The sequence below is a fragment of the uncultured Traorella sp. genome, assembly GCF_944327115.1.
In the GTDB taxonomy this organism is placed as follows: domain Bacteria; phylum Bacillota_I; class Bacilli_A; order Erysipelotrichales; family Erysipelotrichaceae; genus Traorella.
Genome location: NZ_CALVGS010000122.1, coordinates 32,701 through 46,636, shown reverse-complemented (window position 1 = coordinate 46,636; position 13,936 = coordinate 32,701). Strand labels below are relative to the sequence as shown.

The following is a 13,936-nucleotide window of genomic DNA, read 5'->3' as shown; positions in this document are numbered from 1 at the left end:
CACCCCTTACTTATATTTTCCCAGACTGACGACATACTTCTGATTTTTGGTTTCCTTGACAACGCCCTCAAACAAAAATCTTCCATATCCTCGAATGGATAGAATACTACCATTATTGCACAAGTATGCACAATCTTCAAGACAAATATGATTTACTTTTACACTTTTTGCACGCACCAAATGCTGCGCTTTGGCACGTGAAAGATTCGTACAGGCACTTACCAACGAATCTAAGCGAAGCGTTGTCACGATCTTATGAAACCTCTCAATATTCACAGATTTTTCAATCTTGCGGTCATCTTCATGAAAAACGATCCGGCTTCTTTTTATCTGGGTACAATGATCCATCACATATTCCGCAATGCTTTGACACACAAAGACGATGACCTCATTCTCATTCACCAGAATATCGCCAAAATGGTCGCTCTTGCATCCACAGTTGTACAAAGCACCCATACAGTCCGAATGCGTAATACGGTCAAACGACGACCATTTTGCACTAAGCTGGACGATCTCAAAATCATTTTCTCCGCCGATCAGTGCTCTTTTTCGCTCTGCATTTTCATACCCGCCAAAAAAAGAAAGCGTGATCCGGTTTCCGGCCACCTTTTTTAAGACTTCCTGCTGAGTTTCATCCAAAAAAGGCGTTAAAATACGACGTCCGGTTCTTAAATGACTTTCAATCTGATCATCAAAGCGAAGTGCCAGTGTTTCATTTCCTTTAAAATGAACGAGCCAGTTCTTATTCGTCGTCCCCATCTATATTGATCGATCCGCCAACACCAATCGTCTTAGGCGCACATAAGATAATATTAGGGCCAATCTTCTGAATCGTTCCATCCAACGCAAAGATCACTCCTGTCAGGAAATCAATCGTACGCTGTGCATAATCATGAGGCAAACGATGCAAATTGACAACACATGCCTTATTTTCTTTCAAACGAATCGCAATTTCCTGGGCTTCTTCATAAGAGCGAGGTTCAAATAAAACCATTTTCGCATCAATATGTGCATTTGCCATCGCTTTTGAACGAGGCTGTTCGTATTTACTGCTGATTGTTTCTACTTCTTCTTCATCCAGATATAATTCTTCATCATCCGGACTAATAAAATCCTTTAACTTCTCCTTAATACTCATAATTACCTCCACACTTCATTATTATAACACAAAACCATTTTATTGGTAGTTGAAAATAAACAAATTAAAAAGAGAAGATATTTCCGCCTTTTCCCTATCAAAACAGCTCATTTATCAGCCTAACGATCAAATGATGATAATATTCATTTAATCCATCATGACTTTGATACGCCGGATCATCCATGCCGTATAAAGTTATGGAATAATATTTATCTTTATATTCAAAGCTCATCCGGTAATCATAAACAACAGAATCATAAAGCATTTTGACCATCTCCAGATAAACATCCATGCCATTGACAGTTAAGTCATAAGTATAAACAACATCATAATTTTTATGGTCACCTATACGATTGACATTATAACCGTTCTTACTATCACAAGCCGCTAACTCGACCGAATAGATTTCATTTTCATTCACGCTCCAGAAATATCTTTGCACATAAGTCGGATCATGTCTGAATAAGAATACATATGGATTATCATAAATAACATTGACAAAATACTCTTCAAAACCTGACTCTTCAGAGATGGGCTGAAGATGAAAATGCTCATAGAATTCTTTCTGGCTTAGATTTGAATCTCTCTGAAAATAGATTCGATCCGAAAAAAGCTTCATTCCTGCAAGCATGACAACGACAATCACAGCAGCGATTCTTTTTTTATTCATCTAATTCCCCTTTCTTTAGAAAAATTTTAATCTGTGTCTTTTACAATTCTATCTTAACATAATCCCTGCATCATTTAAACAATATAAAAGAAGGCCTCTGGCCTTCAGCTATCGTTTGACTAAGATGACATCACAACCAATATTCACGATACAATCAACTGCAATCTTTTCACATTCCGGTTCAAACAAGAATGGACAAAAACGAGCCAGACCTCTTCGTTTCATGCACACGATGATACAAACGATCTTCAGATCATGTGTTAAGATCGCATCACTGACAAAACCAATATTTTTACCATCCACAACACATATGACCTGCTTGCTCATCAGCTCGCTCAGTTTCATGCAATCACCCTGCTTCAGTCTATGCTCACATTGCTTACATGTTACTCAAAATTCTTTTTCAAACATTTTAAAGCGCCTTTTTCCAAACGTGATACCTGAGCCTGGGAGATTCCCAGCTCCTTTGCGATCTCACTTTGCGTATAATCCAGATAATATCGTTTATTTAAGATATCCAGCTCTTTTTCATTGAGCTGCTTCAAGCTCATCCGTAATGTAAGAACATTACTTAAAAGGGCAATTTCATCTTTTGAATCACCTATGGTATCAACCAGACACATCTCATCCCCATCACTGTTATAGATCGGCTCAAATAATGAAAGGACGCTTTGAAACGAGTCTAACGCTTCAATCACATCCTTACTTTTCGCCTGAGTCATCTCGCATAAATATTCAATGCTTGGCTCCATGCTGTATTCATGATAATAATCTTCTTTCAGACGAAAGCACTGATGAGCCAGATCCTTACAATTTCTTGAAACCCGAATCATCTGATTATCTCTCAGATAGCGCTTGATCTCTCCCAAGATCATCGGCACCGCATAAGTCGAAAAACGCACCTCATGAGATAAATCAAAATTCTCGATGCTCTTTACAAGGCCGATACACCCCACCTGAAAAAGATCATCCATATTTTCACAGCGATTTGAAAAACGCTGCACCATGCTTAAAACCAGCTTTAAATTTCCTAAAAGAAGCACTTCCTTATAGCTCTCATCTCCTTGCTGGTAACGAATAAAGGCCTCTTTCATTTCACTGACGCTCAACACCTGCAAATCAGCAGTATTTACATTACATATATCAACCTTGAATTTACTCATGATCCACTTCCTCTTACTTACATTTTTCCCTTAGAAGTGAGTGAGTATTCAATTCAATTTCTTCCTAAAATTTCCAGCCGTCCTTATTTGCCCTTAGCACTTGTCAGCGTAGCCTTCAGCTGCATCAAAATACGTTTCTCCAAACGTGAGATATAGCTTTGGCTGATTCCCAGCTTATCAGCAATATCCTTTTGGGTTGCTTCATTTTCACCGATGCCATAGCGCATCTGAAGAATCATCTTCTCCCGTTCATTCAATGTTGAAATGGCTTTTAATAATATACGTTTATTTTCATTGCGTTCAAAGGCCTTCTCGACAAGATCTCCCTGAGTACCGATAATGTCCCCTAATAAAAGCTCATTGCCGTCATAATCAACATTTAACGGCTCATCTAAAGAAATCTCCTTACGGCTTTTGCTTTTCTTACGCAAAAACATCAAGATCTCATTTTCAATACATCGTGAGGCATAGGTCACCAGTTTGATATTTTTATCCGTCCGGTATGTGTTGACCGCCTTGATCAGGCCAATCGTACCGATGCTGATCAGATCCTCCATCTCACTGCTGCTGACCTCATAACGCTTAGCAATGTAAACGACAAGACGAAGATTATGCACGATCAGCTTTTTGCGAGCCTCTTCATCTTTTTTCATCAACAGATCCAGGGCTTCTTTTTCTTCTTCACCTTCTAAAGGCTTGGGAAGCCCTTCCTTACTTTTTATATAATGGACATATCTGACTTCTTTAGGCTTAAACAGCCAGGCAAACAGCTTGCGTAATCGTTTCATAGGATTCCTTTCATATTTAATAATGCATCATAAGGATAATCGCCTTCCAGCGGACAACAGATGACTTGAATTTTTTTTCGATTCATGATGATCTCACTTTTGATTCCCTCGACTTCTTCAATTCCCACCACCTGTTCAATCAAAATGAGGGTAGCGGGAGCTTTTATCGTTTCATAAATGCTTCTTTTCACAAATATGATAGGAAGAGAGCGGTAGGTTGCCAGATTGCCGCTGTCAACATAGCCCCTATACTTTTTATGATTCATTTCAAAGCAATAAAGAAAATCTCTTTCGGAAAGATGATATCGTCCTTTTGACAATAAAATCAGATAAAAGAAACCAACGACCATATCAGCAAGAAAGACCATGAAAATATCTGAAACAAAAAACTGCAAATGATAAATAACTCCTTCAAACAACATATAATAAATCAAATGAAATAATAAACGAAATGTCACAAACAATAAATACGTATGATTTCTCTCTTTAAAAAGAAATAAAAACATGATGATCTCATTGAGCCATATCCACGTCATGCTGTTTTCACAAAACAGAAAGCTTGGCAATATCGTCACCATCAAAAGAATCTTCCAGAAATGAGAACGATTCATCGGTTTTCTGGAAAGGACCAGTGAAGATGTAAGTGAAAAAGCACTGATTAAAAGATTATGCATAAATGTAATTTCAACATAGCTTTCCATAATCACCCCTCTTCACTCTATCAAAACCAGCCATCATAATTTGTCATACTTTTTAGATGACATGCAGTCATAAAAACAAAGCGGCGTTAAACCACCGCTTTGTTCATTTATCTTTTTATGGAATTTTATTGATGAACTTCTGAACACTCATGCTCATTACACCATTTAAGAAAAGTGCTTTGAGCAACACCTAACATTCTGGCAGCTGCTCGGCTTGATACGCGATGCTTTTCATACATCTCATAGATGATATCAAACTGTTCGGGAATCTTTTTCTTGGGTCTTCCAAATACGACTCCTTTATCTTGAGCTGCTTTGATGCCGTTTATAATTTTTTCTTTTCGTTTCGCTTCTTCTTCTTTTTTATTTTTAATTACTAATTTTACGACAAGTGCCGTTTTTGTGTCATCCTGTACGATGTCATATATTTCCTGATGAAGCTTATCAATATTCATATCGCTTAATTAGAAAACTCTTTTTTAAATTTCATAAGACTGATCGCACATAAGATCAATAAAGATACGGCTGTTGTCATCAGGTAAATATGAAGCGAATCACCAGTATTCGGGGTTTCAGGCCATTCATCCTTTTCCGAAGTTTCTGTCGTGGTATTCAAAGTATTTGTGATCGTATAACCTAAAGCAGCATTACCTGTGATCTTTGTCGTATAACCCTCAACACTTACTTCTGAAATGCTATATACGATCTTTTGACCATTTTTATTAACGGCTAGACCATCAAAGCTATCCATCCATTGATTTTCTTCACTCAGCGTTATCGTCTTACCTGTATCAGTACCATCTGCAAATAACTTGACAACGATGCTTTCAGGACGCTTATTTCCTTCATTATCATGGTCATCCCACTTTTTGCTCACCGTAATATTCATGGTTTTTGGCTGATGATGATTTGTAATATCATAGCCATTGATCATAGATTGATAACCATCTACATCATCTTCGCTGATCGTATATTTAATTTCTTTACCGTCCTGATAACGGGCTAAGTTTTCAAATAGCCATGTCCAGTTATCCTCAGCCGTTACCTTTTGGATAGCCACCTCTTTGCCGTCAGCCCACAAACGAACAATTATTGATTCCGGTCTGATGCCATCTTGATCATTCGCATCATCCCAAGTTTTCGTACCGCTAATGGTGACAGGCAGGGCATTATTAGTTATTGTTATTTTATATGTTGAACCATCTAAGGTTACATTGCTGTACGTCGCTTCCATGTCCTCTTGCAGATGAACCTCTCTTACTGCATAATTTCCTTCAGGAAGACCTGTAAAGCTGGCGCTCCAATTGTTGTCAGCATTTAAGATGACCGTATCTAATTCATAGCCGCCTGCCATTAATGCAACTTCAACGGCTGTTTTTTTATTTTCAGGAATATCTTTATTCCATTCCTTATTGACCATTAATGTATATTCGACATTTTCCTCATTAGGTGCATCTCCAATAACAACACTGCCATTCGCACCTATTCCGGCACCGCGATCCGCTGTGTTACCGGTAATTACTAAAGCTGCTGACTCTTTTGACAAAGATTTCGCATTATCACTGATATTTGATATCAAAGCATAGCTTTCTGTTGAAATATCAGCAACCGTGACCGCTTCACCCGGATCATTTGCATCAAAACGCGCACTGCCATCGGATACGCCTAAATAATACATACCGCTGCCATCCGTCCCTTCACCCGGATCATTCACTGCGTAAACACCGCCATCTTCATAGTAGCTTACCTTACCGCCGCCGATGATTCTTTCAGCTAAGATAAAATCATTGGATTCACCTTCATGTTGTACAAAGGCCAAATCTGCACCGGCAGATCCGCTTTCATCGCCTTCTGCACGATTATCAAAAACAGCACCGCCATTCGTAATATAAGTTCTTAAATCACCAGTGGAACAGGTCCAGATGCCACCACCGATCTTAGTTGCGGTATTCTCATAAATGACCACATGATGTAAATGAATTGTCTGTCCTCTAACGATATAAATACCGCCGCCTTGACGTGTTGCGGAATTATTCACGATTGATCCGCCATTCAGTTCTACATGATACTCATAATTCGTATTAGATACGCCTGTGACTAATATGCCGCCGCCATACATGGAATGATTCTCTGAAATTATGCCGTCATTCATGATAAAAAATGATTTTGTATGATCGTCTGACAGCGAATTGGCAACTAGATAAACAGCGCCTCCATAAAATTGGCTTTCATTTCCGGAAATTGTTCCGCCATTGAGCGTTACACCGCCATTAGTAGCATAGATGGCACGTCCATACCATGTATTACCGGAGGCCTCATCCATCTTATTATCGGCAATCGTACCACCATTCATGGTAAACAAAGCCACTCCATTTGGACGAGAGTCAAGAGAGCCTACAAAAACAGCTGTACTTCCATTTTCATTGATCATACCGCCATTCATGACAAAGACATTTTTCCCGTTGATGTTATCTACTTTAACGATACCTGAAGCACCTTGCGTATCATAAACAAGATTCTCTGAAATCATCCCTGCCTGTAAATCAAAAGATGCACCGTTCGTTAAATAAATGATCCCCTGATAGTTTCCGCTTAGTAATTTATTATTTGATACAGATCCGCCATTCATATGAAAGGTACCGCCATCGACATAAATGATTCCACGGTCATTTCCTGAAACATGATTAACGAAACGGGTAATCGTGCCGCTTTCCAATATCAGCGTACCCTTTACAATAATTGCTGAAGCAGTTTCTTTTCCATATTTCAGCTCTCCATTTCCTCCATCTAACGTGACTCCGTCCCAAATTAACGTTGCATCTTTTTCAACAGTTATCGGAGACGTTGTATCATTTTCCCATTTTGTTGATAAAACAAGCGATCCATTGCCTGTCAGCGTGACATCTTGACTGATTGTCAATGGTTTTGTTAATTCAATATTTGAATCAATTGAAACCGACCCGCCTTGATTGATGGCATCTTGTAAATCTGCTTCATCTGTGATACTCATTGCCTTGATATTTACCGGTAATAAAGACAACGCTAAAACAAATGCCGATAAGTAGGCAAGCCATTTTCTTACCATTTTCTTCATTTTTATTCTTTCTCCTTTCCATTGAACGATAAATCAGACAATTTCTTTCATTGGTTTTATAATAAAAATGAAAAGATAAAGCAGATATTTAAAGTTTTTTTGACATCTTTTATACCCTTCTTAAAATGTCTACCTTTTGATTTATTTTTTTATCGTTATATAAAAAAGAAGCACCGAAGTGCTTCAATTTATTTTGATTCAAGTCCTCTGTCTTCCATTGATGCTTTTTTATCAAAGCCCGGATTAAAGGCATAGTAGTTCTTGCAGTCAAGTTCACGGCGAATGATCTCCAATGCTTCACCAAATCTTTGGTAATGCACGATTTCACGCTGACGTAAAAATTCTAATGGACGAATCACATCATCATCTTCAGCCATACGGATCAGGTTTTCATACATCGTACGGGCTTTTTGTTCAGCAGCCATATTTTCATGCATGTCTGTGATCGGATCTCCCTTTGATTGGAAATAATGTGACATAAACGGATCACCGCTGGCACTTACTGGATACATACCTAAAGTATGATCGGTATAGAAAGCGTCAAAACCGGATTCTTGTATCTGTTTCGAGGATAAATTTCTGGTCAGCTGGCGTACGATAGCACTCACAATCTCCATATGATTCATTTCCTCACTGCCGATGTCTGTTAATAAAGCAACGATCTGTGGATAAGGCATCGCATAACGCTGATGAAGATAGCGATTGCTGGCACCCATTTCACCATCAGGTCCGCCCAAAGCGGTTAATATAAGTCTGGCCATTTCTGGATCAGCTTTTTTGATATTTACTGGAAACTGAAGCATTTTTTCATAAGTCCACATAAATTATTCCTTTCCTTCCCAAGGCCATGGGCACGTTGCCCATTCCCAACCAAATTCGGTATCGACGCCTTGATTTGTCAGAGGACCGAATTTACATTCATAAAGTCTTTCTAAACGAGCCAGTTTTTTTCTAATGATACGATAATAGCGTAAAGCTTCAAAATCGCAAGGATGCGTATCTAAAAATAATGCGGTTTCTACTAATGCGAAATCTAAAACCTGAATACGGCACTTTAATTTTCTCTTAAAGTTTTTTTCTTCTTCGCACAATTCACGTGAACGCTGGCAGCACTCATCTTCTTCTCGACAGTCGAACCATGACTCATCACTTTGTGCGGCATCACATCGAGAGTTACATCCAAATCTTTCATCTTCATTAAAATCTCGACATTCGCTACAACGTGCTGTTCTTTCACAGCATTCGCTATCAAAATCGTTATCATGACAGCAATCATTTTCTCGTTCATGGCAGTGACACTCATCATGATCATGACATCCTTCTCTGCCTCTTTCCTCACACTCACACTTCCGTCTGTGTCCATCATCACAGTCACAATCCCTGTCACGATGATACGTATCATAGTCATCACAGTCGCAATCTCTGTCACGGCGATGGCAATCAAAATCTTCACAGCCGTTTCTTCGATCATAATCGCCTATACGACGACGATCATATCCGTTATATTCACAATCATCATCACAAAAATCAAAATCGCGGTCACAATCATAATGATTTTTTTCGCAGAAATCAAAGCTATCGTTATTTCTCACAATGTCTTCCTCCTATTCCACATCCACTAAAAGGCATATCCAGTTCATTAAACAGTGTGCCACGTGCAAGTGCAACATCTAACTTATAGATTCTGCGCCATGACTGCTTACGAACATAAGCCATTGCCAAAGGACGTGAATCCCTACGGTTACGGCTACATCCAAATTCTTTGCTCATATTTAGCTGATTCCTTTCTGAGGTATTCCTCACTCATAGAATATGGAAGAAGATACCTCCTTCCTAGGTAAATTTCTTATAGACAAAAACATATCGATCATATCTTTAATCAGTAAAAAAAATGAGGAAGTTATTCTTCCTCATGTTCAAACTGTGAATTATACAAGCGATAATAGAAGCCTTTCTTTTCCAAAAGTTCTTCATGCCTGCCTTGTTCTACGATATCGCCATGATCCATACATAAAATGAGATCAGCATCCCTGATGGTAGAAAGACGATGAGCAATGATAAAGCTTGTTCTTCCCTTCATCAGATTATCCATTGCTTTCTGTATCAGAATTTCCGTACGTGTATCAACACTAGAGGTTGCTTCATCAAGGATCAGGATCTTCGGATCTGTCAGAATGGCTCTGGCAATCGTTAAAAGCTGTTTCTGACCCTGTGATATATTATTGGCATCCTCATTTAAAATGCTGTTATAGCCATCCGGCAAAGTCTTGATAAAGTGATCGACCTGAGCGGCCTTTGCTGCCTGGACGACCTCCTCATCCGTCGCATCCAATTTTCCATAACGTATATTATCCGCAATAGAAGCACTATATGACCATGTATCCTGTAAGACCATGCCAAACAAGCTTCGCAGATCATTCCTGGTAAATTGTCGGATATCCAAGCCATCGATACAGATTGCACCTTCATTCAGTTCATAGAAACGCATCAGCAGTTTCACGATCGTTGTCTTACCGGCACCCGTAGGGCCTACGATTGCTACCTTTTGTCCCTGCTTGATATCCGCTGTAAAATCATGGATGACGATATTATCCGGCTGATAGCCGAATTTCACATGGGCAAAGATGACATCGCCTTTGATATTCTCGACATTCAATGGATGTTGAGTATCCGGTTCTTCTTCCTCTTCACTTAAAAATTCAAAGATACGCTCACTGCTTGCCATCGTCTGCTGTAAGACATTCGAAATATTCGCTACCTGTGTCAAAGGCTGTGTAAAGCTTCTCATATAAGAAATGAAAGACTGAATATTACCTACTGTGATCACACCGATGGATGCATAATAGCCTCCCAGAACACAGATGGCAACATAGCCGACATTACCGATAAAGCTCATGATCGGCATCATAAGCCCTGACATAAACTGGCTCTTCCAGCCTGATTCATACAGACTGTTATTTAATTTTTCAAACTGTTTCGTACTTTTTTCTTCACCGTTATACGCCTTAACGATGATATGAGCACCATACATTTCTTCTATATGACCATTGACATGACCTAAATATTCCTGCTGGCTGACAAAATAGCCCTGACTCCGTTTAACGACCACGCTGATGAAGATCATCGAAATCGGCAAGACAAGCAAGGCAACGCATGCCATCTGCCAGCTGATGGAAAACATCATATATAATACACCGATCACCGTAGTCAATGACGTTACGATCTGGGTCAATGACTGGTTCAGAGAATTGGAAAGAGTGTCCACATCATTGGTGATACGGCTAAGTACTTCACCATAGCTTGTTTTATCATAAAAGGACAATGGAAGCTTATGAATCTTTGCTGCCAATTCCTTTCGCATCTGATAGCTGACCTTGTTGGCCACACCACTCATCAGCCAGCCCTGCATGTATGAAAATAAAGCACTCAGAACATAAAGCCCCAGCAAAAGAAGGATCGTTCTGAGAATCCCGTCATAATCCATACCGCCGCTATTTGTAATGATATTCATCAATCCCTCATAGATTTTCTGAGTCGCATCACCCATGACCTTAGGACCTATGATTGAAAATACCGTTGAACAGATGGCAAAGATCATAACAAGGATGATCGTGATCTTATATTTTCCGAGATATTTCACCAGCTTGATAAATGTACCTTTAAAATCTTTCGCTTTTTCCGCAACCATCATGGCATTAGGGCCGTGACCTCTTCTAGAAGGTCTTTTAGATGTCATATTTGCTTCTGCCATCTTATAATTCCTCCTTTGATAACTGACTTGAGGCGATTTCATAATATGTCGGACAATTCTTCAAAAGCTCTTCATGCGTTCCTTTGCCGACCACTTTTCCCTCATCTAATACAATGATCTGTTCAGCATGCATGATGCTGCTGACACGCTGTGCAACGATCAAAATCGTTGCATCGCTGGTATGCTTTGCAAGAGCGGCACGTAAGGCTGCATCGGTTTTGAAATCAAGCGCACTGAAGGAATCATCAAAAATCAGAATAGGCGCTTTTTTTGCCAGCGCACGGGCAATGCTTAAACGCTGACGCTGACCGCCACTGACATTGGCACCACCCTGGGCAATATCAAAATCATAGCCTTCTTCCTTGGCACTGATAAAATCATCGGCCTGAGCTACCTTCGCAATCTCACGGACCTCATCATCACTTAAATTTTCATTGCCATATTTAATATTTTCCTTGATCGTTCCCGATAAAAGAATGCCTCGCTGAGCAACATAACCGATCTGATCGTGAAGATCATGCTGAGTCACATCCTTAACATTGACACCATTGACCAGGATCTCACCCTTGCTCACATCATAGAAACGTGGAATCAGATTGATGAGCGTGCTCTTACCGGAACCCGTAGAACCGATAAAGGCAGTCGTTTCCCCAGGCTTTGCGACAAAGGAAATATCCTGCAGCACATTTTCATCGGCATCTCCATAATTAAACGATACATTTCTAAATTCAACATAACCCTTATATTCTTCTTTAAAAGGAAGCGGATGAACAGGATCCTGAATCATGCTCTCTGTTTCTAACACATCCGCAATACGTCCCGCACTGACGCTGGCTCTTGGAACAAGGATAAAGATCATGGCAATCATGACAAAGCTCATGACCACCTGCATCGAATACTGCATGAAAGCCATCATATCACCAACCTGCATCTGGCTTTGGGCAATCTGATGGGCACCGACCCAAATGATCAAAAGCATCATGCCATTCATCATCAGTGTCATAAAAGGCATCATCACGGCCATCGTACGATTGATGAACAACTGGGTCTTCGTAAGATCGGTATTAGCCTTATCAAAACGCTTCTCTTCAAATTTCTGATTTTTAAAGGCACGTACGACCATCAGACCATTTAAGTTTTCTCTGGCAACCAGATTTAATTTATCAACCAATTGCTGGATGATCTTAAACTTCGGCAAAGCAAAGATAAACATAAAAATAATCATCAGCATGACTACCGTTATTCCTAAACCTAATATCCAGACCATGCTTGTATTACGTTTAAAAATCATGATCAAGGCTCCAATTCCCATGATCGGTGCACTGATGATCATTCGCAAACCCATCATGACCAATTGACTGACCTGTGTCACATCGTTTGTATTTCGCGTGATCAATGAAGAAGTTGAATATTTATCAAACTCTGCATTTGAAAATCCTTCGACCTTCTTAAAAATATCTTCTCGAAGATCTCTGCCGACACCGTTGCTCACACGTGAAGCAATGAAGCTGACTGCAATCGTGGCACAGATGCCGATAAAGGCAATACCCAGCATCTTAGCGCCGCTTTTTAAAATATATTCGCTTTGCATCACTGAGGGATCCTCACCGGCTTCCTCATAGAACATCTTGGCAAAGACAACACCTGTACCACTGCGCATCGTTTCATCTAAGGCAAGCGCACTGCTGCGAGCATCACTGAGATCCATCATTTCAAAAAATGGCTTTGCGGCATATAATTTCTGAATATCAATATCATTGACGGATTCACTCAGATCACCCGTACCTTCTGCCGGCTGCATCTTTTGAAGGGCATTGATCAGCGTCCATTCACTTACCGAAAAAATCTCATCTAAGGTTTCACGATCCACATCTTCTTTCAGATGATAATATCCATCCTCCAGCACATAGGAATCTTTAACCAGGGAAACCTCATCTTCTTCCATGAACACGCTTAGAAAATCAAGACCATCCTCACTAATGACATCCACGGATGCATGTTCGATCCCGCTTTGCTGGATGCCGACATTGACGATATCGCTCATCACATCCGGAAGCTTTAGATCACATATATTAGAAGCAAACAAAAGTCCAATAGCTACCGCGATCATAAGCAGATACGGCTTTAAGTATTTTTTTAGTCGTAGCATTTCTAACGTCCTTTCTTTTCAAAATCATCTAAGATCTGATCAATACGCAAGATCAGGTTCTTAAATTGTTCTTTTTCATCATCACTGAATTGGGCAACGATCCAGCTCATAGATTCTTTGATTTCAGCTTCTGCCTGAGCAATCACTTCTTTTCCCTTTTCTTTCAGGCTTACATAACTGAAACGCTTATCTTTTTCGCTTGTAAACCGACAAATATAACCTCTAGATTCACACTCCTTCAAAGCCTTGGATATTGCCGGCCGGCTAACATGAATCGTATCAAAAAGATCATTGACCCTCATGGCTACTATTTCTTCACCGGCTATTTTCATAGGCACTGCTTGTGCATCGATCGTTTTCAGCATCGAAAACAATGACATCGAAAGCGTCGGTGACAGTCGCAGATGATGCATTTTTTGTTTGATCTTTATCAAGGTTTTCATCTGCTCTTTATTGATTTCATACATGCAATCACCTCCAAT

The 13,936-nt window shown here is 39.7% G+C and carries 15 protein-coding genes; all 15 read right to left on the bottom strand.

The window, feature by feature from the left end:
• Positions 1-6 precede the first annotated feature (6 nt).
• A complete protein-coding gene (locus Q0K35_RS10405) occupies positions 7-759 on the bottom strand; it encodes a YlmH/Sll1252 family protein (protein ID WP_294562797.1) in 753 nt (250 codons plus the stop codon).
• On the bottom strand, positions 743-1,138 hold the full coding sequence (gene sepF / locus Q0K35_RS10400; protein ID WP_294562796.1) for a cell division protein SepF: 396 nt from the start codon (positions 1,136-1,138) through the stop codon (positions 743-745). Before sepF ends, Q0K35_RS10405 begins: the two co-directional genes overlap by 17 nt.
• A 97-nt stretch (positions 1,139-1,235) precedes the next feature.
• Entirely contained in the window at positions 1,236-1,808 is a 573-nt protein-coding gene (locus tag Q0K35_RS10395) for a hypothetical protein (RefSeq protein ID WP_294562795.1), read from the bottom strand.
• A 108-nt stretch (positions 1,809-1,916) separates the two neighbouring features.
• On the bottom strand, positions 1,917-2,153 hold the full coding sequence (locus Q0K35_RS10390; RefSeq protein WP_294562794.1) for a hypothetical protein: 237 nt from the start codon (positions 2,151-2,153) through the stop codon (positions 1,917-1,919).
• Positions 2,154-2,194: 41 nt separating this feature from the next.
• Positions 2,195-2,971 carry a SigB/SigF/SigG family RNA polymerase sigma factor gene (locus tag Q0K35_RS10385; protein ID WP_294562793.1) on the bottom strand — a complete coding sequence of 259 codons (777 nt, stop codon included), beginning with the start codon at positions 2,969-2,971 and terminating at the stop codon, positions 2,195-2,197.
• Between the two features lie 83 nt (positions 2,972-3,054).
• On the bottom strand, positions 3,055-3,759 hold the full coding sequence (gene sigK, locus Q0K35_RS10380) for an RNA polymerase sporulation sigma factor SigK (protein ID WP_294562792.1): 705 nt from the start codon (positions 3,757-3,759) through the stop codon (positions 3,055-3,057).
• Positions 3,756-4,460: a hypothetical protein gene (locus Q0K35_RS10375; protein ID WP_294562791.1), complete on the bottom strand. Its 705-nt coding sequence runs from the start codon at positions 4,458-4,460 to the stop codon at positions 3,756-3,758. The genes sigK and Q0K35_RS10375 overlap by 4 nt, the downstream gene beginning before the upstream one ends.
• 125 nt (positions 4,461-4,585) lie before the next feature.
• Positions 4,586-4,915: a hypothetical protein gene (locus Q0K35_RS10370; protein ID WP_294562790.1), complete on the bottom strand. Its 330-nt coding sequence runs from the start codon at positions 4,913-4,915 to the stop codon at positions 4,586-4,588.
• A gap of 5 nt (positions 4,916-4,920) precedes the next feature.
• A complete protein-coding gene (locus tag Q0K35_RS10365) occupies positions 4,921-7,554 on the bottom strand; it encodes a Cna B-type domain-containing protein (protein ID WP_294562789.1) in 2,634 nt (877 codons plus the stop codon).
• A 188-nt stretch (positions 7,555-7,742) separates the two neighbouring features.
• Positions 7,743-8,375 (bottom strand): manganese catalase family protein, encoded by a 633-nt coding sequence (locus Q0K35_RS10360; RefSeq protein ID WP_294562788.1) that lies wholly within the window; start codon positions 8,373-8,375, stop codon positions 7,743-7,745.
• 3 nt (positions 8,376-8,378) lie between these two features.
• A complete protein-coding gene (locus Q0K35_RS10355) occupies positions 8,379-9,146 on the bottom strand; it encodes a spore coat protein CotJB (protein WP_294562787.1) in 768 nt (255 codons plus the stop codon).
• Positions 9,136-9,324 carry a spore coat associated protein CotJA gene (locus Q0K35_RS10350; RefSeq protein ID WP_294562786.1) on the bottom strand — a complete coding sequence of 63 codons (189 nt, stop codon included), beginning with the start codon at positions 9,322-9,324 and terminating at the stop codon, positions 9,136-9,138. Before Q0K35_RS10350 ends, Q0K35_RS10355 begins: the two co-directional genes overlap by 11 nt.
• Before the next feature lie 130 nt (positions 9,325-9,454).
• Complete coding sequence (locus tag Q0K35_RS10345) at positions 9,455-11,305, bottom strand: ABC transporter ATP-binding protein (RefSeq protein WP_294562785.1); 1,851 nt, start codon at positions 11,303-11,305, stop codon at positions 9,455-9,457.
• Between the two features lies 1 nt (position 11,306).
• Complete coding sequence (locus Q0K35_RS10340) at positions 11,307-13,454, bottom strand: ABC transporter ATP-binding protein (RefSeq protein ID WP_294562784.1); 2,148 nt, start codon at positions 13,452-13,454, stop codon at positions 11,307-11,309.
• A gap of 2 nt (positions 13,455-13,456) precedes the next feature.
• Positions 13,457-13,921 carry a MarR family transcriptional regulator gene (locus Q0K35_RS10335; protein WP_294562783.1) on the bottom strand — a complete coding sequence of 155 codons (465 nt, stop codon included), beginning with the start codon at positions 13,919-13,921 and terminating at the stop codon, positions 13,457-13,459.
• Positions 13,922-13,936: the final 15 nt, after the last annotated feature.

Coding starts and splice junctions, on each gene's coding strand:
- Q0K35_RS10345 (WP_294562785.1), bottom strand. CDS start 11,305: ATGGCAGAAGCAAATATGACATCTAAAAGACCTTCTAGAAGAGGTCAC.
- Q0K35_RS10405 (WP_294562797.1), bottom strand. CDS start 759: ATGGGGACGACGAATAAGAACTGGCTCGTTCATTTTAAAGGAAATGAA.
- sepF (WP_294562796.1), bottom strand. CDS start 1,138: ATGAGTATTAAGGAGAAGTTAAAGGATTTTATTAGTCCGGATGATGAA.
- Q0K35_RS10395 (WP_294562795.1), bottom strand. CDS start 1,808: ATGAATAAAAAAAGAATCGCTGCTGTGATTGTCGTTGTCATGCTTGCA.
- Q0K35_RS10385 (WP_294562793.1), bottom strand. CDS start 2,971: ATGAGTAAATTCAAGGTTGATATATGTAATGTAAATACTGCTGATTTG.
- Q0K35_RS10390 (WP_294562794.1), bottom strand. CDS start 2,153: ATGAAACTGAGCGAGCTGATGAGCAAGCAGGTCATATGTGTTGTGGAT.
- Q0K35_RS10370 (WP_294562790.1), bottom strand. CDS start 4,915: ATGAATATTGATAAGCTTCATCAGGAAATATATGACATCGTACAGGAT.
- Q0K35_RS10335 (WP_294562783.1), bottom strand. CDS start 13,921: ATGTATGAAATCAATAAAGAGCAGATGAAAACCTTGATAAAGATCAAA.
- Q0K35_RS10360 (WP_294562788.1), bottom strand. CDS start 8,375: ATGTGGACTTATGAAAAAATGCTTCAGTTTCCAGTAAATATCAAAAAA.
- Q0K35_RS10365 (WP_294562789.1), bottom strand. CDS start 7,554: ATGAAGAAAATGGTAAGAAAATGGCTTGCCTACTTATCGGCATTTGTT.
- Q0K35_RS10375 (WP_294562791.1), bottom strand. CDS start 4,460: ATGGAAAGCTATGTTGAAATTACATTTATGCATAATCTTTTAATCAGT.
- Q0K35_RS10340 (WP_294562784.1), bottom strand. CDS start 13,454: ATGCTACGACTAAAAAAATACTTAAAGCCGTATCTGCTTATGATCGCG.
- Q0K35_RS10350 (WP_294562786.1), bottom strand. CDS start 9,324: ATGAGCAAAGAATTTGGATGTAGCCGTAACCGTAGGGATTCACGTCCT.
- sigK (WP_294562792.1), bottom strand. CDS start 3,759: ATGAAACGATTACGCAAGCTGTTTGCCTGGCTGTTTAAGCCTAAAGAA.